Genomic DNA, 21,250 nt, shown 5'->3' on the forward strand with positions numbered 1-21,250 from the left:
GCTAATCCTATAGTGCCGCTGTCTCTGTGCCTAAATGCCACCACCCGCTCAAGGCCTGTTAACGATGCCGAAATCTGTTGACCGAATTCCGCCGATGCCGCGCATTCAAGCGATTGACCCGCGACATTCCGAGCAGAGCTGGGAGAGCGCGCCGCAATTGCTCGCAGCGCTCAACGGCGCACGGCTCGGCGCCTGGTATTGGGACATCGAGCGCGGTCAGATCAGTTGGTCACGGGGCACGCAGGCATTGTTCGGCTTCGATCCGCGCCAGCCGCTGCCGGCAGATCTCGAATACCTCGACTTGCTGCCGCCCGAAGACCGGGCGAAAACCGTCCGTGCCTTCCACGCGGTGATTGCCGGCGCCCCGTTGGAACAGGCGATGCATCACCGCATCCGCTGGCCCGACGGCAGCCTGCATTGGCTGGAGATCAACGGCAGCCTGCTGCCAGACAAAAACGGCCGCCCCCGAATGATCGGGGTGATTCGCGAAATCACCCACCAGCGGCAACGCGAACAAGCCCTGAGCAGCTCGGAGAAACGTTTCGCCACGCTGTTTCATCTGTGTCCGAACATGGTCCTGCTGACCCGCCAGGAAGACGGCCTGATCAGCGAAGCCAACCAGTATTTCGAAAGCCTGTTCGGCTGGCCGGTGCAAAGCGCGATTGGCCGCACCACTCTGGAACTGGGCCTGTGGGTGCACCCTGAGCAGCGCGGCGAACTGGTCAAGAAGACCAAGGCCAAGGGCGAATTGATCAGCATGGAAGTGCAGTTTCGCGCCAGCAACGGGCAGATCCATGACGGCATTCTCAGCGCGCAAAAGGTCGAACTTGAAGGCCAGCCTTATCTGCTGAGCACGTTCCTCGACACCACCGAGCGCAAAGCTGCGGAACACGCCTTGAAAGACAGTCAGGAACGCCTCGACCTGGCGCTGGACTCGGCGCAGCTCGGCACCTGGGACTGGCACATTCCCAGCGGCATGCTCTATGGCTCCGCACGCGCCGCGCAATTGCACGGACTCGACCCGAAACCCTTCCATGAATCGTTCGACGAGTTTTTCGAAGGTGTGCCCGGCGAGGAGCGCGACAGCATGCGCGACGCCTATCGCAGTCTGCGCGAAGGCCCTGCGGGCAATTATCAACTGACGTATCGCGTGCAATTGCCCGACGGCAGCTCACGTTATCTGGAAAGCCGCGCCCGCCTCTATCGCGACGACAACGGCGCGCCGTTGCGCATGGCCGGCACTTTGCTCGACATCACCGATCAGGTCGAACGCGAACAACGCCTGGTGGCCTCGGAAGAGAAATTCGCCACGCTGTTCCAGGTCAGCCCCGACCCGATCTGCGTCACCCGTCAGGACAGCGGCGAGTTCATCGAAATCAACAACAGTTTCACCCAGACCTTTGGCTGGAGCGCCGCCGACGTAATCGGCCGCACCGCCGAAGACATCGGCCTGTGGGACGCGTCGGCGAAAAGTCTGCAACGCATCGAACGGGTGATCCGCGAACAAGGCCTGAGCAATGTCGCGATCATCGTCCAGCACAAGGACGGCCAGTCGTTGACCTGCGTGATTTCCAGTCGGCAAATCAGCGTCGGCGATCAACCGTGCATCGTCACCACATTGCGCGATATCACTCAGCAACAACGCTCGGAAGCGGCCCTGAAAGCCAGCGAAGAGAAGTTCGCCAAGGCGTTTCACTCCAGCCCTGACGCCATCACCATCACCGAGCGCGACACCGGCCGCTATCTGGAGGTCAACGACGGTTTCTGTCGCCTCACCGGCTATCGCGCCGATGAAGTGGTGGGTAAAACCGTGCATCAGGTCGGTATCTGGGCCGAGGAAAAACAGCGTTCGGCCCTGCTCGCCGAACTGCAGATCAAGGGCCGCGTGCACCACCAGGAAATGCTCGGGCGCAACAAACGCGGGGAAATCCTCACGGTGGAAGTCTCGGTGGAGCCGATCACCCTCAATGAAACGGCGTGCCTGCTGCTGACCGCCCGAGACGTCAGCCTGTTGAAAAACGCTGAAGCGCAAATCCGTCATTTGGCTTACCACGATCCGCTGACCAACCTGCCCAACCGTGCGTTGTTGATGGATCGGCTGAGCCAGCAGATCGCCCTGCTCAAACGCCACAACCTGCGCGGTGCCTTGCTGTTTCTCGATCTCGATCACTTCAAGCACATCAATGATTCACTCGGCCATCCGGTCGGTGACACGGTGCTGAAGATCATCACGGCGCGGCTCGAAGCCAGCGTGCGCATGGAGGATACGGTGGCGCGCCTGGGCGGCGATGAATTCGTGGTGTTGCTCAGCGGCCTGGAGGGCACGCGCAATGAAGTCAGCTTGCAGGTACGCGAACTGGCCGACACCCTGCGTGAACTGCTGTCGGAGCCGATGTTCCTCGACGGCCAGCGCCTGCAAGTGACACCGAGCATTGGCGTGGCGCTTATTCCGGATCACGGCTCGACCCCGACCGACCTGCTCAAGCGTGCCGACATTGCCCTGTACCGAGCCAAGGATTCCGGGCGCAACACCACGCAGATGTATCACAACACCATGCAGAAAGCGGCCAGCGAACGCCTGCGCATGGAGACCGACTTGCGCCTGGCGCTGTCGCGCGGCGAATTCAGGGTGCATTTCCAGCCGCAAATCGACGCGCAGGACAACCGCATCATCGGCGCCGAAGCCCTGGTGCGCTGGAACCACCCGAAACTCGGCGCACAGTCACCGACCGAGTTCATCAAGGTTCTGGAAGACAGCGGTCTGATTCTGGAAGTCGGCACCTGGATACTCGATGAAGCCTGTGCGGCGTTCAAACAACTGATCGCCCTGAAACTGGTCGACCCGCTCAATTTCAGCTTGTGCGTCAACATCAGCCCGCGACAGTTTCGCCAGAACGACTTCGTCGAGCGTATCGAACACAGCATGGTCAGCCACGGCCTGCCGTGCTCGCTGCTGAAACTGGAGATCACCGAAGGCATCGTCATCCAGAACCTGGAGGACACCATCAGCAAGATGCGCCGCCTGAAAAAGCTCGGTGTGAGTTTCGCCATGGACGACTTTGGTACCGGTTATTCATCGCTGACTTACCTCAAGCGCTTGCCGGTTGATACGTTGAAAATCGACCAGTCGTTCATCCGCGATGCGACCACTGACCCGAACGACGCAGAGATCATTCGCGCCATCGTCGCGATGGCTCGCAGCCTGGAACTCGAAGTGATTGCCGAAGGCGTGGAAACCCCGGAGCAGCTTGCGTTTTTGCAGGGCTTGGGCTGCCATTTGTATCAGGGTTATCTGCACAGTCGGCCATTGCCGCTGGAGGGCTTGAAAAAGCTGCTGGCATAACGCGCTCAGCTTGCACCAGGCCAACAATTGCCAGTGTTGGCGGCAACCTGTAGGGTCGCGTTTTTTGCGCCGTTTCGAGATCAATCATGCAGGATGCAACCCTCCCCCGCCCGGCCCTGCTGGGCATCGACCTTGGCACCACCAACAGTCTTATCGCCGTCTGGCAGGACGGTCAGGCCCGGTTGATTCCCAACGCCCTCGGCGACGTGCTGACGCCGTCGGTGGTCAGCCTCGATGAAGACGACACGATTCTGGTCGGCAAAGCCGCGCGCGCCCGACTGACTACGCACCCGGAACGCAGCGCCGCTGCTTTCAAGCGTTTCATGGGCAGCGACAAGCAGATTGAACTCGGCAGTCGTCAATTCAGCCCCGAAGAATTGTCGGCACTGGTGCTCGGCTCACTCAAGCAGGACGCCGAAGCCTTTCTCGGCCACCCGGTATCCGAGGCAGTGATTTCCGTACCGGCGTATTTCAGTGACGAACAACGCAAACGCACGCTGTTTGCCGCCGAGCTGGCTGGTTTGTCCGTGACGCGCCTGATCAACGAGCCGACCGCTGCCGCCATGGCCTATGGGCTGCATGAGCAGAAGTTCGAACGCACGCTGATTTTCGATCTGGGCGGCGGCACCTTCGATGTCACGGTGCTGGAATATGCGCTGCCGCTGATCGAAGTGCATGCGTCCACCGGCGACAACTTCCTCGGCGGCGAAGACTTCACCGCCGCGCTGTTGCAGGCCTGCCTCAAGGCCTGGCAATTGACCCCGTCAATGGTCGATGCGCAAGGCATGGCCAGCCTCGGTGACGCGCTGGAGCAGCTCAAGTGCAAACTCGGTGAAGGCACGCAGCATTTGAGCTGGCGCCACGCCGACAAGACATTTGAATGGTCGCTGGATGAAGCCGCTGCGGTGAAGATCTGGGAGCCACTGCTCGGCCGTTTGCGCGCACCGATCGAACAAGCCCTGCGCGATGCCCGGCTCAAACCGCGTGATCTCGACAGCCTGGTATTGGTAGGCGGTGCCACGCGAATGCCGGCGGTGCAGCAGATGGTCGCCACGCTGTTCGGGCGCCTGCCTTATCGTCATCTGGATCCCGACACCATTGTCGCGCTCGGCGCGGCGACGCAAGCGGCGTGCAAGGCGCGCGACGGTGCGGTGGAAGAGCTGATCCTGACGGACGTCTGCCCTTACACATTGGGTATCGAGACCATGCGCGGCAAGGGGATCGAAGGCGCCTTCTCGCCCATCATCGAGCGCAACACCATCATTCCAACGTCCCGGGTGGAGCGCTATTACACGACGCATCCGCGGCAGGAAAAAATCCGCATTGCGGTGTATCAGGGCGAACGTCCATGGGTACGCGACAACATTCTTATCGACGCTTTCGATGTCACGCTGATGCCCACCGAGCACATCCAGCAACTGGATGTGCGTTTCAGCTACGACATCAATGGCTTGCTCGAAGTTGACGTCACCCTGCTGGAAACAGGTGCACGGTACAGTCACAGCATCGACCGCAGCCCCACCGGACTTGATGAACAAGCCCGACAAAACAGTCATGAGCGGCTCGCCGCGCTCAAGGTTCACCCGCGCGATGCATTACCCAACCGCACGCTGCTGGCACGCCTGGAGCGCGCATGGATGCAGAGCCTGGGGACGGAACGCGAGCGCATTGCCGAATGGCTGCACAGCTTCACCACCGTGCTCGGCGGCCAGCAATCGTCAGAGATCGCCAGCCACCGCTCACAGCTCAACAGCGCGCTGGATGAGTTGCGCCTCTAGCCAATGAGCCGGCGCAACGCTGCCTGCAACCCACCGGACAAAGGATCCTCACGGAAACTTTCCGGTGGCACGCCGTAGCGATTGGGCAGCTTCTCGCCAGGAAAACCGAACAGCACCAGCGGCAGAAACGGCAAAACCGGTGTCAGCCCCGCGAGCACCAGAAAGGTCGCGACGCCGCGGCCCATGTCGTGCAGGCGCCGCAGCATGGCGCTGAGCAACAGCAGCAGCGCCACGGCCAACACAACGAAGGCCGAAGTCATTGAGCCGCTGAACAATGCCAGCAGCGGCGTCAGCAACACGATACCGATCACTTGACCGATAAATGCCTCACGCCCCAGCCGTGTGCCCAGACGCCAGAACGCCGTGGCGGCAACTGGACGTGTGTCGGCCTTGGCCAACAACAAGCGCTCCGACCACGACAGCAATGCGCTGAAGGCAAACCGTAAACCGAGCCCGTTCTGCGTATCGTCCTTGGCGCGTTGCAGGCGCATCAGGGTTTTCTGGCGCGGCACGCCGGCATTGCCGTAAAGCACCAGGTCCTTGAGCACGTCGAGCGCCAGGTAAAACCCATCGATGTCGTTAACGCCCTCGTCTTCCAGAGCCTCGCGTGGTGGGCGCGTTGGCTCGCCTTTGATCAGACTGTGGCGGAAACCGTCGAACCAATCCTGGGGATTGACGACTTCGGTCATTCTGTCGAGCAGGAAGCGCCGCTGTTTGGCGTCGAACAATCCGCAGTGATAGAGCACGGCCGTCAATAGCATCCGCCCCAGCAGATCGTCGTCAAATGCACTCAAATCGCTGCGCATGCATTCGAACAGGCGGTCGTTGCTCAACAGTCGCAGGCTGGCGAGTGCTTCCTGCACACCGCACATTTGCCGGGCCAGCAGCGCATGCACCGGGTCCGCCGTTTGCAGCAGGCCAAGCAAGCCCTCGCAGTTACCCTGTTCACGCAACAAGCGCTGCAACAACGGCTGCAACCGGCTGAGCGGATGGGCCGGGTTGTAAGGCAGTTGCTCCAGCAGTCGCACGTCGATCAATGGCAACCAACGCTCGGCTTGCCCCAGCAACACCAACAGAAACAGCGTTTGAGCGTGCCATTGCCACAGCGCCTCAGCCGCCCCCGGCGACGGCAACTCTACATCGCCCTGACTCAGTTGCAGCAGCAGCGCCAGCTCTGACAAATCGAGGGTGGCGCGCGCATCGTTCAGTTTGAAATCTTCGGCAATGCGCTCAAGCGCGGTGCGACTGTAAGGACGCAATCTGCGTAACCAGAGTCGGCAGAGGCTGTGCGCAAAACCTTCTTTCAGGGCTTCGGGCAGTTGTGGCAAAACCGCGTTCGCATCGGTGTAGGCACTCATCGCCAACGGAATCGGTGCTTGCGTCAACCAACGCACATGCTGCTCGGCCTGTTGCTTGAATCCGCTCAGCACCAACGCCTCAAGGGCATCCACCGAAAACGGTTCGTCGAGCATTTGCTGTAACAGCGGCACGTCACCGCGATGCAGTACCCAGGCATGTCGATAGAGGCGCTGCAACCTTGGGTCGTCATGGTTGCCAAGCAACAGTGCCAGCAACGGCAGTTCATCGTCGGCCATGCGCCAGTCGACGAAGGCCTTGGCCAGGCCCTGAAGTTCGAGGCCGCCAATCCCCAGCCATCGCGCCAGGGTTTCCGGTCTTTGTGAAGGGCTGCCATATTGCTGACTGACATGGTCGAGCTCGCGGGACCAGTCACTGAAAACCTGCGCTCGATCAAATGCCTGAATCAGCAGCGGCAGAAAGTCAGGCTGACGTTCTGCGCACATTGCCATCAAGTGGCTTTCAGCCTTCGGATGACGATGCTCCTGCCAGAGCCGGATCCAGCACGGCCACGCCTGATCGTCCAGGCCCAGTAGAGTGCTTTGGCAGGCGAGCAGGTAGAGCCAATCGACATCCTCAGGATGTTTGCCCTGCTGCTCTTCGCAGCACTGCAGCCACCCTGCACCACCCATGCCCGCCTGAGTGAACTGCGTCACCAGCCGCTTGATGTACATTTCATCGTTCGGCAACGGCAGGCAGGTGTGCCGACTGGCAAAGTCGGCGAACTCATGGAGCGGACGCTGAGAGAAGATGAAATCCAGACTGCGCGCGTACCACAGGGATTCGGTCTGCGCGGCTTCTGACCAGGCGCTCATCAGATCCGTATCGAACGGATCACCCGCCTTGATCCGTTGCAGAAATGCTTCGACACGCTCTGCGTCGTCGAACGACAGATCCAGCAACTGCTGGTCCCAGGCCATGCGCTCGGCCAACAGGTTCGCGCAACGATAGGACAGCGGCCCGGCGTCAGCCAGCCGATGGTACAAGCCCCAACTGAGGTCATCGAGAGACTCGAGCGGCAGTTGATCCAGCCCTCGGATAAACGCCTGCCACGCTGCAAAGTCGAAGCGCCGTAGAGGATCGTCAAGCAACTCGCAGAAATCGACGAAGGCCTGCGGCACCTCGATGATTGTCTGTTCCGGCTCTGCGTATTCCTCGAATTCTTCTGATTCTTCTTCATCGCCTTCGCGCGCCAGACGCAGCGCTTTTTCGTAGGCCATGCGCAGCGCCTGAAAACCTTCGGGATCGGTCTCCGGGTGATGTTCCGGCAGGCGTGTGCGGTAGGCGTTGCGAATGAGGGTTTCGTCGGTGGTGGGCTCGATGCCCAAGCGGATCCAGCAACTCATGACCAGTCGAACTCCTTGAGCGATTCGGGACGTTGCGACAGATCAAGCGCCATCTGCCAAGGCAAGTCCGCGAGGAACTGCGGGATGTTCCGGTCGAGCCCACGGGCAATCAGCAGGTTATGCGAACTCTGCCCTTGTCGATCCAGTTCAAACGCCAGCTCATCGTCACTTTTACTTAAGCAACACCAGAAGGAACGGCCGACAAGGAAGCCATTGAAGTAAGCCATCCAGCTGCCGTAATGGTATTGCGCTCTGACGGCCAGACGACCATGCAACCAATTGCTTTCTACCAGATCGATCCACTGGTTGCGCACGGCGCAACGCAAGAGAAACCCCATCCGCCCGTAGTCCCAGGACAAGATCCCACCCGGCCCGCAACTGCCAAACGTGCGACTGGCAAACTCATGCAGGATGCGCTCTCGCGGTTCGAGGCGCTCAAGCAATGCCTGCCACTCACCCGGCAGACAACGCTGCCACGCCCGATAAGCCGCTTCGAGGTGCGTGGCATGGCCGTCATCGGCCATACGCTCGATCATGTCGAACAACTGCTGCCGGTTGTCGATGCCCCAGCTGTCTTTAAGATCGATGTAGTTGTCGTCGCAGAAAGCCGGATCGTCGTACCCGGCTCCAGGATTGAGCGCCGCCATCGGTGCAGACAGGGCACACAGCCAACGCTGTTGAATCTCATCCATGAAAAAGGCTCCAGGCCGACCGAGTGAGTAATAGGAGGTCGGCAAAACTGCGGCGGATTGTAGAGAAACCGCCGCCGGGCGGCAAAGCCGGTTTTCAGCGCGCACAAAAAAGGCCCCGACGTATCGGGGCCTTCATTCAGCGGCTCAATGTTTGTTCAGACGCTTGTGTGTCTGCGCGTGAATCAGTGCTGCAGAACCGGTTTTTGCGTCCCGTTGATCGGGATGCGTTTGGCCTTCGCTTCTTCCGGGATCACCCGCAACAGGTCGATGCTCAGCAGACCGTTGCTCAGATCGGCAGCCTTGATCTCGATGTGATCGGCCAGACGGAAGGACAGCTTGAAAGCACGCTGGGCAATGCCCTGATGCAGGAACGTCACGCCTTCGTTGGCATCACGCTTGCCGCCACTGACGGTCAACACGCCCTTCTCGACTTGCAGCTCCAGGTCTTCTTCCTGGAAACCGGCCGCGGCTACGACGATGCGGTATTGATCGTCACCGTGTTTTTCCACGTTGTAGGGTGGATAGCTGCTGCCTGGCTCGTTGCGCAGGGCCGTTTCGAACAGGTCGTTGAAGCGGTCGAAACCCACCGAGGAACGGAACAGTGGCGCGAGGGAAAATGCAGTACTCATGGTTCAAATCTCCTGAAAACAATCAGCAAGGTTTTTTATCTCCGCGACCCGAATTCGGCATCGCGTAACCCTTAGATAGGGACCGCTGATTTGATTTCAAGAGAGTATTTGCAGATTTTTTTCAGGCCACTTCGGCGACTGGCAAACCCAACAAACGCGAGACGTGATCCGGTTCCGTCTCACGGCGCAGCACGGTAAACAGCTCGGTCGCTTCAGGGTAATTGCGCGTCAACATGGCCAGCCACTGCTTCAAACGGCCCGGCGATTGACGCGCGGTCATCTGCGCTTTGGCTTGCAGCCAGAAATCCTGGATCAGAGGCAGCAGCTCGGCCCAGGTCATCTCGACCACTTCCTCACCGGCGCGTGCAGCGGCGATTTGCCTGGCCAGATCCGGCCTCGAAACCAGGCCGCGACCAAGCATGATGTCTTCCACGCCGCTGATTTCGCGGCAACGACGCCAGTCCTCGACGCTCCAGATATCACCGTTGGCGAACACCGGCACCTTGACCACTTCCTGCACGCGCGGGATCCATTCCCAGTGCGCAGGGGGTTTGTAACCGTCCATTTTGGTCCGGGCGTGAACCACGATGTGCTCGGCACCGCCTTCGGCCAGCGCCGTGGCACAGACCAGCGAGCCATCCGGGCTGTCGAAGCCCAGACGCATCTTGGCCGTGACGGGAATGTGCGCAGGTACGGCGCGACGCACGTGCTCGACGATCTGATTGAGCAACTCGGGCTCTTTAAGCAGCACCGCACCGCCACGGGATTTATTGACTGTTTTGGCCGGGCAGCCGAAGTTGAGGTCGATCACTTCGGAGCCGAGTTCGCAAGCCAACGCAGCGTTTTCCGCCAGACACACCGGGTCAGAACCCAGCAGTTGCACACGCAACGGCACACCGGACGCGGTGCGGGCACCGTTGAGCAGTTCCGGGCCGAACTTGTGAAAGTAGGCTGGGGTGAGCAACTGGTCATTGACGCGAATAAATTCGGTCACGCACCAGTCGATGCCGCCAACACGGGTCAGCACGTCGCGAAGGATGTCGTCGACCAACCCCTCCATGGGCGCCAGAGCAATTTGCATGGGGAAAACACTACTTGAGGAAAAACGTGCGGCAGTTTACTGGATTGCGCAGGTTAAACCCACGACCACCTGTAGGAGCTGCCGAAGGCTGCGATCTTTTGATGTTGGTTTTTAAAGACAAGATCAAAAGATCGCAGCCTTCGGCAGCTTCTACAGGGATTTACGCTGATTCTGGGGTTTGGATCGCCGGGCCATAGCCTTCGATGAACTCCGCCGGCATGCGCTTGGGCTTGCCGGTGGACAGTTCGATGCAGACGAATGTGGTCTGGGCGCGCAGCAGCGTGGTCTGGTCGCTTGGGCGGATCAGCTGGAAATGCCGGGTCATTTTCAGACGTTGATCCCAATCGACGATCCAGGTCGCCAATTGCAGTTCGTCGCCTTCATAGGCCGCCGCCAGGTAATCGATCTCGTGGCGCACCACGGCCATTGCTCGATCCAGCCGCCGGTACTCGACCAGATCCAGCCCCAGACGCTGCGAGTGGCGCCAGGCGCAGCGTTCGAGCCAGGTCACGTACACTGCGTTGTTGGCGTGCCCCAGCCCGTCGATGTCTTCGGCGCCCACTTGCAGATCAATGGTAAACGGCGTCGCCCGATCCCAGCCCATGCCCCACTCCCGGTCAGATTATTCAACCGGGGCAGTGTAACGGATGCTCACGCCGATTGGCGCGCCTGAAGGCTGCGGCCGGTCAGCAGTGATAACACACCATCAATCACCCGAGGGTCGGCCAGCACGCGCTGATGACCACCGCTCTCGAGGCGCAACAAGCGGCTGTCGAACCAGGATTCGTGGATCAATTGCGATTCCTTGACCGAGACAAAATTGTCGTCCTCGGCATGCACGATCAGCCCGGGCATATCCAGTTGATAGTGCGCGACGTCAAGGGTGGCGGCACGCATGCCGACATCTTGCTCAACCTGGCGAATGAAGGCGGAACGCGCTCGGGGCGGCATTCCCACGTAGCGGGCAAAACCGCGCAGCACGCCAAGAATGCGCGCAGGGGCGGCGATGCTGACGAGGGTTTCGGTACGCAGGCCCAATTGCACGGCGAGCATCGCACTGGCGCCGCCCATGGAGTGACCGATAACAGCTTGCAAGGGCGGCAGTTCGGCAGCAGCTTCAAGCATGGCGCGGGCAAACAACACAACGTTGGCCTCACGCCCCGGCGACCGACCGTGGGCCGGGCCGTCGAGTGCAACCACCGTATAACCAGCGTCGACCAGTGCGGTGATCAGTGCAGCAAATTGAGTGGGTCGCCCTTCCCAACCGTGCATCAGCAACACCGTCGGACCGTGCCCCCAGCGCAGTGCGGAGAGGCCGAAGCGCAAAGTGATCCGTTCGGAATTGGCCAGCAGCGGCAACTCCCAATCGCGCAGCGGCAGCGCGCGCGGCGTCATGAACGCCAGGCGCATTTTGCTCGCCACTCGTTGCGGTGCAATCCAGCCCAAGGTGCCATTAACGCCACGAACCCACTTCAACGTGTTCATCGCTCTCTCCTCAGGCGTGCTGCCTTCAGGTCAACGCACCGCCGACTTGGCAGCGCGCAGCAATCGATCAGATAAGTCTCCGGGGCCGAGCGCTCTTGCGAGTGCCAGCCCACCCACCATCAAGGCCACGTCGGCCAAGGCTTTGTCGGTGTCCTCAGGGCTGGACGCCAACTGCGCAATCATCAATTCCAGGTGCTCGTTCAGCGCGATGCGGAACGACTCCGGCAAACGGCCCAGTTCGCCAATGGAGGCAGGAATCGGACAGGCCGATTCGCTGGAATCGCGGTGCTTGCGCGACAGGTAGAACGCAGCGACCAGCGCGCGGCGTTCTTCGCCAGTCAATTCGGTGTCCATGTCGGCAATCAGGTCGCGACGCCGACCCAGCAACTGCTTGAACGCTTCGAGCATCATCGCGTCCTTGCTTTCGAAGTGCGCATAGAAGCCACCGACGGTCAGGCCGGCTGCGCCCATCACCTCGCCCACGCTTGGGTCTGCCGGGCCGCGCTGGATCAGTGCGGCGCTGGCAGCCTTGAGGATGCGTTCGCGGGTTTGAGCTTTTTTATCGTTCATCGTTGCCTCCGAATATTACGACTAGAATATTATTCGCATAATAATATTCTGCAAGTCAAGGATATGACCGCTGGTCTGAAGCACAGTGTAAGGAAAAAGGAGAGTTGGCCAAACGCCAGACAAACAAAAGGGCCATTCAATAATTGAATGACCCTTATAAAATCCCGCAGAGCGGGTAATCGTGGCGTCCCCTAGGGGACTCGAACCCCTGTTACCGCCGTGAAAGGGCGGTGTCCTAGGCCACTAGACGAAGGGGACACAAACCCTTCTATACAACTGATCAGTGCTGAGAGCTGATCGATTCAAGGCCGGTGTGGCCAGACCTTGAACTTGTAAAATTGGTGGAGCTTAGCGGGATCGAACCGCTGACCTCCTGCATGCCATGCAGGCGCTCTCCCAGCTGAGCTAAAGCCCCGGATTTTTCGCCTCGCGGCGGAGTGACATCTTGCAGCAACATCACTTCTGTAAAACTGGCGTCCCCTAGGGGACTCGAACCCCTGTTACCGCCGTGAAAGGGCGGTGTCCTAGGCCACTAGACGAAGGGGACGCAAACCCTTCTATACAACTGATCAACGCTGAGTGTTGATCGCTTCAAGGCCGGTGTGGCCAGACCTTGAAGTGTAAATTGGTGGAGCTTAGCGGGATCGAACCGCTGACCTCCTGCATGCCATGCAGGCGCTCTCCCAGCTGAGCTAAAGCCCCTCATCGTTGATGTCATCGCTGAGGACGGGGCGAATCTTAATGGCGCTTCGGAGGGCTGTCAAACTTATTTTTAAAATATTTCAAAGTTTTTTGCCGACATAACAATCACTTACCGCCCTCCCCCCGTAAATTCGGGAGGTTTACAACCTACGCAGACTGTAGGAGCTGCCGAAGGCTGCGATCTTTCGATCCTGTTTTTAAAAACCAACGTCAAAAGATTGCAGCGTGCCGCAGCCCCTACAGGGGATCAGGCGATGGCGCCCAGCAGTTTTTCCCACTCCTTGTTTTCTTTCTTCGACACGCCGCCCAGCAGGTCGATCGCCTGACGCAGACGGAAGCGGGTCAGGTCCGGCCCGAGGATTTCCATCGCATCGAGCACCGACACCGAACTCGCCTGCCCGGTGATTGCCGCGAACATCAACGGCATCGCATCACGCAGTTTCAGCTCCAGCGACTCAACCACGGCCTGAATCGTCGCAGTGATGCTGTCCTTCTCCCACTGACGCAGGCTTTCCAGCTTCCACAGAATCAACTGCATCAACTGGCGAACCTGATCGCCCGAGAGCTTTTTCGATTCAAACAGCTTGGCATCCGGATTAACGCCACCGGCGAAGAAGAACCCGGCCAACGGTGCGACCTGGCTGAAGGTTTCAACACGGCCCTGCACGTGCGGAGCGATCTTCATCATGTATTCCGGGTTCAGCGCCCAGGTCTGCAAGCGGCTGGCGAACTCTTCCACCGGCAGATCACGCAGCCACTGGCCGTTGAGCCACGACAGTTTCTCGATGTCGAAGATCGGCCCGCCGAGGGACACACGCTTGAGGTCGAAGTTGTCGACCATTTCCTGCAGCGAGAACTTCTCGCGCTCGTCTGGCATCGACCAGCCCATGCGGCCCAGGTAGTTGAGCATCGCTTCCGGCATGAAGCCCATGCGCTCGTAGAACGTCACCGAGGTCGGGTTCTTGCGCTTGGACAGCTTGCTCTTGTCCGGATTACGCAGCAGCGGCATGTAGCACAGCTCCGGTTGTTCCCAGCCGAAGTACTCGTAAAGCAGGATCAGTTTCGGCGCCGACGGCAGCCATTCTTCGCCGCGCAGTACGTGGGTGATGCCCATCAAGTGATCGTCGACCACGTTGGCGAGGAAATACGTCGGCAGGCCGTCGGTCTTCATCAGCACTTGCATGTCCATGCGGTCCCACGGGATCTCGACATCACCACGCAGCATGTCCGGGACCACGCAGACGCCTTCGCTCGGCACTTTCATGCGGATCACGTGGGGCTCGCCAGCGGCCAGACGTGCGGCAACTTCTTCTTTGGACAGCAGCAGCGCGCGGCCGTCGTAACGTGGAGTTTCGCCACGCGCCTGTTGCTCGGCGCGCATCTGGTCCAGCTCCTCTGCCGTGCAGAAGCACGGGAAAGCGTGACCCAGCTCAACCAGTTGCTGGCAATATTTCTGGTAGATATCGCCACGCTCGCTCTGACGATACGGGCCGTGCGGGCCGCCGACGTCCGGGCCTTCGCTCCACTCGATGCCGAGCCAGCGCAGGGCGTCGAAGATCTGCTGCTCGGACTCGCGCGTCGAACGCAACTGATCGGTGTCTTCGATCCGCAGGATGAACTCACCGCCATGCTGCTTGGCAAAGCAGTAGTTGAACAATGCGATGTAAGCGGTACCTACATGGGGATCGCCGGTAGGCGATGGCGCGATGCGAGTGCGGACGGTGGTCATGGCATGTCTCGAAAAGAATGAAAAGCAAAGATCAATAAGCGGCGAATGGTAACAGGCGACACCCGCCCCGCTCCAGCGGGCACGGTATTTAAGCCAGGTTTGTGTCTGTCAGGCCCGCTGGCCGCGATGAGGCCGGATAATTCACCGCACAATCAAACAGCCAGAAGACGCTCGCGCAGCTTGGCAATTTCATCACGCATCTGCGCCGCCGCTTCAAACTCCAGGTCCCGGGCAAGCTGATACATCTTCTCTTCCAGCGCCCGAATTCGCTTGGTGATCTCGCTTGGCGAGCGCAATTCGGCCTCGTACTTGGCGCTTTCTTCGGCGGCCTTGGCCATGCCCTTGCGCTTCTTGCTGCGCGAGCCGGGCACCGTGGCGCCTTCCATGATGTCGGCAACGTCCTTGAATACGCCTTTAGGCGTGATGCCATTGGCCAGGTTGAAAGCGATCTGCTTGTCGCGACGGCGTTCGGTTTCGCCAATCGCGCGCTCCATCGAACCGGTAATGCGATCGGCGTAGAGAATCGCCCGGCCATTGAGATTACGCGCCGCACGGCCGATGGTCTGGATCAGTGAGCGCTCGGAGCGCAGGAACCCTTCCTTGTCCGCATCGAGGATCGCTACCAGCGACACTTCCGGCATGTCCAGGCCTTCACGCAACAGGTTGATCCCGACCAGCACGTCAAAGGTGCCGAGTCGCAGGTCACGGATGATTTCAACCCGCTCGACGGTGTCGATATCCGAGTGCAGATAACGTACGCGCACGCCGTGGTCGGCGAGGTAATCGGTCAAATCCTCCGACATGCGTTTGGTCAGCGTGGTGACCAACACCCGTTCCTCCAGCGCCACACGCTTGGTGATTTCCGAAAGCAGATCATCAACCTGAGTCAACGCCGGACGGATTTCGATTTGCGGATCCACCAGGCCGGTCGGACGCACCAGTTGCTCGACAACGCGACCGGCGTGTTCCGCCTCGTAATTGCCCGGCGTGGCCGAGACGAAAATCGTTTGCGGGCTGATGCCTTCGAATTCGTCGAAACGCATAGGCCGGTTGTCCAGCGCCGATGGCAGACGAAAACCGTACTCCACCAGGGTTTCCTTACGCGAGCGGTCACCTTTATACATCGCGCCGACCTGCGGCACGCTGACGTGGGATTCGTCGATCACCAGCAAGGCGTCGGCCGGCAGGTAGTCGAACAAGGTCGGCGGCGCCTGACCGGAGTCGCGACCCGAGAGATAGCGCGAGTAGTTTTCGATGCCGTTGCAGTAGCCCAGCTCAAGAATCATCTCCAGATCGAAACGAGTGCGCTGCTCCAGACGCTGGGCTTCCACCAGTTTGTTGTTGCTGCGCAGGTATTCGAGACGCTCCTGCAACTCGACCTTGATGCCCTCGATGGCGCCAAGCAGGGTTTCGCGCGGCGTCACGTAGTGGCTTTTCGGGTAAAACGTGAAGCGCGGCATCTTGCGGATGACTTCGCCGGTCAGCGGATCGAACGCGGAAATACTCTCGACCTCGTCATCGAACAATTCGATGCGGATAGCCTCAAGATCCGATTCCGCCGGGTAGATGTCGATCACATCACCGCGTACGCGAAAGGTCGCGCGAGCAAAGTCCATATCATTGCGGGTGTATTGCAGGTCAGCCAAACGCCGCAGCAGCGCACGCTGATCGAGCTTGTCGCCGCGATCGACGTGCAACACCATCTTCAAATAGGTTTCCGGGCTACCCAGACCATAGATGCACGACACCGTGGTAACGATGATCGAGTCCTTGCGCTCCAGCAGCGCTTTGGTCGCGGAAAGGCGCATCTGTTCAATGTGGTCGTTGATCGACGCATCCTTCTCGATGAAGGTGTCGGACGACGGCACATACGCTTCGGGCTGGTAGTAGTCGTAGTAGGAAACAAAATACTCGACCGAGTTGTTCGGGAAAAACGCCTTGAACTCACCGTACAACTGCGCGGCCAGGGTCTTGTTCGGCGCCAGCACCAGGGTCGGGCGCTGAATTTGCGCGATGACATTGGCGATACTGAAGGTCTTGCCCGAGCCGGTCACACCGAGCAGCGTCTGGTGCGCCAACCCGGCCTCGATGCCCTCAACCAACTGGCGGATGGCTTCCGGCTGATCGCCGGCGGGCTCAAAGCGGGTGACTAGCTGGAATTCGGACATACACACCTCTGGGATCGCGGGGTTCCGAGCAAAGCGGAACACCACGGGGACGACCGCAAACGACCGATGTCGCGCAAGAAAAAGCTGGATTGTGCTGAATGTGGTGGCGATTGCCTTGGCTTTCAAGGCAAACGTCCTACATCCGGTAAAAACTCTGACACGCTCAATCGACTAACGGTCAAGAAATAATCGGAAAAACTTACCCTAAAAGCCGAATCGCCTGTCGCCATTGCTCAGTGATGGCCTCTATACTAGCTCCCCGTTTGTGCACCGCTCTAGTGCATCCGGCTGGAGCGCGACACGTCCCTCCACTCCCCATTCAGAGCCGCCGCAAAAATGAGCCTGTTCTCCGCTGTCGAAATGGCACCCCGCGATCCAATCCTGGGCCTCAACGAAGCATTCAACGCCGATACCCGGACCACCAAGGTCAACCTGGGCGTAGGTGTTTACTGCAACGAAGAGGGGCGAATTCCACTTCTGCGCGCCGTTATCGAAGCCGAAACGATTCGCGTCGCTCAACACGCTTCGCGCGGTTACCTGCCGATCGATGGCATCGCTGCCTACGACCAGGCCGTGCAAAAGCTGCTGTTCGGTAACGACTCGCCGCTGATCAGCGCCGGTCGCGTCATCACCACCCAGGCCGTCGGCGGGACCGGCGCACTGAAAATCGGTGCCGACTTCCTCAAGCAACTGCTGCCGAACGCTGTTGTGGCGATCAGCGACCCGAGCTGGGAAAACCACCGCGCGCTGTTCGAAACCGCTGGTTTCCCGGTGCAGAACTACCGTTACTACGATGCTGCCACCCACGATGTGAACCGTGCCGGCATGCTCGAAGACCTCAACGCCCTGCCGAACGGCTCGATCGTTATCCTGCACGCCTGCTGCCACAACCCGACCGGTGTCGACCTGACCCCGGCGGACTGGAACAACGTGCTGGAAGTGGTCAAGGCCAAAGGTCACGTGCCGTTCCTCGACATGGCATATCAGGGCTTCGGCGACGGCATTGACGAAGACGCCGCGGCTGTGCGCCTGTTCGCAGAATCGGGCCTGACCTTCTTCGTTTCGAGTTCGTTCTCCAAGTCGTTCTCGCTGTACGGCGAGCGCGTTGGCGCCCTGTCGATCATCAGCGAGTCGAAAGAAGAAAGCGCACGCGTGCTGTCGCAGGTCAAACGCGTGATCCGCACCAACTACTCCAACCCGCCGACCCACGGTGCAAGCATCGTCGCCGCCGTGTTGAACAGCCCGGAACTGCGCGCGCAGTGGGAAGCGGAACTGGCGGAAATGCGCCTGCGTATTCGCGGCATGCGCGAGCAAATGGTCAGCCTGCTGGCAGAAAAAGCACCGCAGCGCGACTTCAGCTTCGTCGGCCGTCAGCGTGGCATGTTCTCCTACTCCGGCCTGACCACTGAGCAGGTTCATCGCCTGCGCAACGAGTTCGGCATCTACGCCCTGGACACCGGCCGCATCTGCGTGGCTGCGCTGAACCAGAGCAACATCAAGGCTGTAACGGATGCGATTGTTCAGGTCATCTGATTTCGCATTGTGATGAAAAACGGGAAGCCTTCGGGCTTCCCGTTTTTATTTGTGCCGGTAAACAGTCCACACCCTCTAAACTGCACACAAATCCAAACTGTAGGAGTGAGCTTGCTCGCGATAGCGTTTTGTCAGTTGAAGCTTCATTGCTTGACACACCGCTATCGCGAGCAGGCTCACTCCTACAGGGTTTGTGAACACCTCAGAATTCTGCGAGAAACCCATGAAAAACGACAACCTGCGCGCCGACCGTGACGATCTGGATGATTTCATCCCCCGCGCCCCCGCCAAACGCGAGAAAAGCCTGGTGCTGCAAGTGGCGGCCGGGGTGTTTCTCGGCGGCCTGGCCTTGTGGCTGGTGCAACTGGCGACCACCGCGGCTTACGCCAAACTGATGATGGGCACCATCACCTTCGGCAGTTAAGCCAGTTCGCTCGCACGCTGGCTGGCGGCATCGTCATAGACAACGTACAGCGATTCGGCGATCTGGCTTTTGATGGCCTTGGCAGTTTCCAGGCCGAGGACAAAACCCTCAGCCTTGCCGCCAGCGCGGTTCAGTTCTTCAGCGGTGCTGGCCTGGGTGATTGCATCGAAGAGTTTTTCGGCGTGCGGGCCGACGCCTTTTGGCAGGCTGATTTGAGCGGTGGTCATGCGAGCACCTCGATGTGCAGTGATGTGTGATTCATGGCGCGTACCTTTTCGGCGAATGGCCGGCAGCGCGTGTGACCACTTCCGGGCGGCCATGGTAGACCCCTGAGGCGATTCTGGTAACCGCCAATCGCCGATAAACCACCGTCCGTCCTGGCGAATTGCACAATTCAACAACAGACGCTTGACTTCTCTTTTTGAATCAGTAACATACGCACCAATTCCGCAATAGCTCAGTTGGTAGAGCAAGTGACTGTTAATCACTGGGTCCCTGGTTCGAGTCCAGGTTGTGGAGCCAAATAGCAAAGCCCCTGAATCGAAAGGTTCAGGGGCTTTTTTGTGGGCGCTCGAAAAGATCAAAAGATCGCAGCCTTCGGCAGCTCCTACAGTTTGAAATGCACTCCCCCTGTAGGAGCTGCCGAAGGCTGCGATCTTTTGATCTCCACGAAAACGAAAAGGCCGATCTGTCTTCCAACAGATCGGCCTTTTTATTCGATCAGCGATCAAACATGTTCGCTGCTCTTCACCTGCACCTTCGGGGCACCGTGACCATGGTCGTGATCTGCATCCACTTCGATCACCGGCACTTCCTTGCCATCGCAGTCATGCAGTTTGCCGTCGCAGAAGTAGTCACCCTCACGCAGCGCCGCCAGATCGCGATAGCGCAGAGTTCGCTCCTCCGCTACCGCAAACACCGACTGCTGGTCAGAGTTACCGGTTGTGAAGTGGTTGAACGCCAGGTTGAGCAGGATCGCCATGATCGCCGACGAGCTGATGCCCGAGTGGAAAATGGTCGCGAACCAGCTCGGGAATTGATCGTAGAAGCTCGGCGCAGCAATCGGGATCATGCCGAAACCAATTGAGGTCGCGACGATGATCAGATTGACGTTGTTGCGGTAATCAACCTTCGACAACGTACGGATACCACTCGCGGCGACGGTGCCAAACAACACAATACCTGCGCCGCCGAGTACCGAAGTCGGCACTGCCGCGATCACTCGGCCCATGAATGGCAGCAGGCCGAGGACCACCAGAAACAGACCACCGGTGGCGACCACGAAACGACTCTTGATCCCGGTCACCGCCACCAGCCCGACGTTCTGGGCGAAGGCACTTTGGGTAAACGAGCCGAAGATCGGCGCAAACATGCTCGACAGCATGTCCGCGCGCAGACCATTGCCCAGACGTTTGGAATCGACCTTGGTGCCGATGATTTCACCCACCGCAAGAATGTCCGCCGAGGTTTCCACAAGCGTCACCATGACCACGATGCACATCGACAGGATCGCTGCGAAGTGGAAGGTCGGCATGCCGAAATGGAACGGCGTCGGGAAGCCGAACATCGGGCCGGTGGTGACGCTGGAGAAGTCCGCCATGCCGAGGAACACCGCCAGCACCGTGCCGATCACCATGGCCAACAGGATCGACAAGCGCGAGATGGTCGAGCTGCCGACCTTGCTCAGCAGCAGCACCAGTACCAGCGTGACCGCCGCCAGGCCAATGTTTTGCATGCTGCCGAAGTCCGGCGCGTGGCTATTGCCGCCCATGGCCCAGCGCGCGGCCACCGGCATCAGCGTGAGGCCGATGGTGGTGATCACAATGCCGGTCACCAGCGGCGGGAAGAACTTGGTAATGCGCGAGAACACCGGGGTAATCAACAACCCGATCAGCGACGCGGCAATCACCGCGCCAAGCACCGACTGGAAGCCACCCTCCCCGCCACTGCTGACGATCGCGACCATGGTCGCAACGCCGGAGAACGACACACCCTGTACCAGCGGCAACTGACAGCCGAAAAACGGTAGACCCAGGGTTTGCAGCAGTGTCGCCAGCCCCCCCGCAAACAATGAAGCAGCAATCAACAAACCAATGTCTGCGGGCGACAGCCCGGCCGCCTGACCGATGATCAGTGGCACCGCGACGATACCGCCATACATGGTCAGAACATGTTGCAGGCCGTAAGCCATATTCGCGCCGACCCCGAGGTTTTCGTCCTCGGGCCGTTGGTGTGAAACATGGGGCGTTTTCATGGTGGGGGGGTTCCCTGGTTTTTGTTATGCGCACACTGTATTCAAAAGTCGCGACAAGTGTCTATCGCTTTGTATACAAAAAATCATCTCGAGTTGTCCGAAACCGGTACCGCGAAGAGCTATTGAGCTCAACCTCGGCGCGTGGCAGGATCGGCGGCAT

At 59.6% G+C, this 21,250-nt stretch carries 15 protein-coding genes and 5 tRNA genes; 5 read left to right on the plus strand and 15 right to left on the minus strand.

The window, feature by feature from the left end:
* Positions 1 to 64: 64 nt before the first annotated feature.
* Positions 65 to 3,343: a PAS domain S-box protein gene (locus tag ICA15_RS01775; RefSeq protein WP_210555594.1), complete on the plus strand. Its 3,279-nt coding sequence runs from the start codon at positions 65 to 67 to the stop codon at positions 3,341 to 3,343.
* Positions 3,344 to 3,429: 86 nt separating this feature from the next.
* Positions 3,430 to 5,121 (plus strand): molecular chaperone HscC, encoded by a 1,692-nt coding sequence (locus ICA15_RS01780; protein WP_150616667.1) that lies wholly within the window; start codon positions 3,430 to 3,432, stop codon positions 5,119 to 5,121.
* Here ICA15_RS01780 and ICA15_RS01785 read toward each other — a convergent pair.
* The 13 genes from ICA15_RS01785 to uvrB all read right to left on the minus strand — a co-directional run bounded on the left by ICA15_RS01785 (position 5,118) and on the right by uvrB (position 16,879).
* Positions 5,118 to 7,823, minus strand: a complete 2,706-nt coding sequence (locus ICA15_RS01785; RefSeq protein WP_210555593.1) for a J domain-containing protein — start codon at positions 7,821 to 7,823, stop codon at positions 5,118 to 5,120. The two genes, ICA15_RS01780 and ICA15_RS01785, sit on opposite strands and share 4 nt — an antisense overlap.
* On the minus strand, positions 7,820 to 8,515 hold the full coding sequence (locus ICA15_RS01790; RefSeq protein ID WP_042558598.1) for a DUF1266 domain-containing protein: 696 nt from the start codon (positions 8,513 to 8,515) through the stop codon (positions 7,820 to 7,822). The genes ICA15_RS01785 and ICA15_RS01790 overlap by 4 nt, the downstream gene beginning before the upstream one ends.
* Before the next feature lie 182 nt (positions 8,516 to 8,697).
* Complete coding sequence (locus ICA15_RS01795) at positions 8,698 to 9,144, minus strand: Hsp20 family protein (protein ID WP_210555592.1); 447 nt, start codon at positions 9,142 to 9,144, stop codon at positions 8,698 to 8,700.
* Positions 9,145 to 9,265: 121 nt separating this feature from the next.
* Complete coding sequence (locus ICA15_RS01800) at positions 9,266 to 10,225, minus strand: tRNA dihydrouridine synthase (RefSeq protein WP_210555591.1); 960 nt, start codon at positions 10,223 to 10,225, stop codon at positions 9,266 to 9,268.
* Positions 10,226 to 10,385: 160 nt separating this feature from the next.
* Positions 10,386 to 10,829 (minus strand): acyl-CoA thioesterase, encoded by a 444-nt coding sequence (locus tag ICA15_RS01805; RefSeq protein WP_210555590.1) that lies wholly within the window; start codon positions 10,827 to 10,829, stop codon positions 10,386 to 10,388.
* A 47-nt stretch (positions 10,830 to 10,876) separates the two neighbouring features.
* Complete coding sequence (locus ICA15_RS01810) at positions 10,877 to 11,710, minus strand: alpha/beta fold hydrolase (protein WP_042558594.1); 834 nt, start codon at positions 11,708 to 11,710, stop codon at positions 10,877 to 10,879.
* A gap of 30 nt (positions 11,711 to 11,740) precedes the next feature.
* Positions 11,741 to 12,280: a TetR/AcrR family transcriptional regulator gene (locus ICA15_RS01815; protein ID WP_150594676.1), complete on the minus strand. Its 540-nt coding sequence runs from the start codon at positions 12,278 to 12,280 to the stop codon at positions 11,741 to 11,743.
* A gap of 182 nt (positions 12,281 to 12,462) precedes the next feature.
* Positions 12,463 to 12,538, minus strand: a tRNA-Glu gene (locus tag ICA15_RS01820).
* A gap of 81 nt (positions 12,539 to 12,619) precedes the next feature.
* A tRNA-Ala gene (locus ICA15_RS01825) sits at positions 12,620 to 12,695 on the minus strand.
* Positions 12,696 to 12,751: 56 nt separating this feature from the next.
* A tRNA-Glu gene (locus tag ICA15_RS01830) sits at positions 12,752 to 12,827 on the minus strand.
* Positions 12,828 to 12,906: 79 nt separating this feature from the next.
* A tRNA-Ala gene (locus ICA15_RS01835) sits at positions 12,907 to 12,982 on the minus strand.
* 247 nt (positions 12,983 to 13,229) lie between these two features.
* A complete protein-coding gene (gene gltX, locus ICA15_RS01840) occupies positions 13,230 to 14,711 on the minus strand; it encodes a glutamate--tRNA ligase (protein WP_150596876.1) in 1,482 nt (493 codons plus the stop codon).
* A gap of 152 nt (positions 14,712 to 14,863) precedes the next feature.
* Positions 14,864 to 16,879 (minus strand): excinuclease ABC subunit UvrB, encoded by a 2,016-nt coding sequence (uvrB, locus tag ICA15_RS01845; protein WP_210555589.1) that lies wholly within the window; start codon positions 16,877 to 16,879, stop codon positions 14,864 to 14,866.
* Between the two features lie 336 nt (positions 16,880 to 17,215).
* Here uvrB and ICA15_RS01850 point away from each other — a divergent pair, with 336 nt between their 5' ends.
* Entirely contained in the window at positions 17,216 to 18,412 is a 1,197-nt protein-coding gene (locus tag ICA15_RS01850) for an amino acid aminotransferase (RefSeq protein WP_150594675.1), read from the plus strand.
* Between the two features lie 223 nt (positions 18,413 to 18,635).
* Complete coding sequence (locus ICA15_RS01855) at positions 18,636 to 18,836, plus strand: hypothetical protein (RefSeq protein ID WP_150601425.1); 201 nt, start codon at positions 18,636 to 18,638, stop codon at positions 18,834 to 18,836.
* On the opposite strand, the gene ICA15_RS01860 is transcribed toward ICA15_RS01855, so the two are convergent.
* Positions 18,833 to 19,063, minus strand: a complete 231-nt coding sequence (locus tag ICA15_RS01860; protein WP_042558588.1) for a hypothetical protein — start codon at positions 19,061 to 19,063, stop codon at positions 18,833 to 18,835. The two genes, ICA15_RS01855 and ICA15_RS01860, sit on opposite strands and share 4 nt — an antisense overlap.
* Positions 19,064 to 19,282: 219 nt before the next feature.
* On the opposite strand from ICA15_RS01860, the gene ICA15_RS01865 reads away from it, so the two are divergent.
* Positions 19,283 to 19,358 (plus strand) — tRNA-Asn (locus ICA15_RS01865).
* 205 nt (positions 19,359 to 19,563) lie between these two features.
* Here the strand turns inward: ICA15_RS01865 and ICA15_RS01870 are convergent.
* Positions 19,564 to 21,090, minus strand: coding sequence for a nucleobase:cation symporter-2 family protein (locus ICA15_RS01870; protein WP_150601424.1), 1,527 nt, complete (start codon positions 21,088 to 21,090; stop codon positions 19,564 to 19,566).
* Positions 21,091 to 21,250 lie beyond the last annotated feature (160 nt).

It is taken from the genome of Pseudomonas sp. P116, from assembly GCF_020149425.1.
GTDB lineage: Bacteria > Pseudomonadota > Gammaproteobacteria > Pseudomonadales > Pseudomonadaceae > Aquipseudomonas > Aquipseudomonas anatoliensis.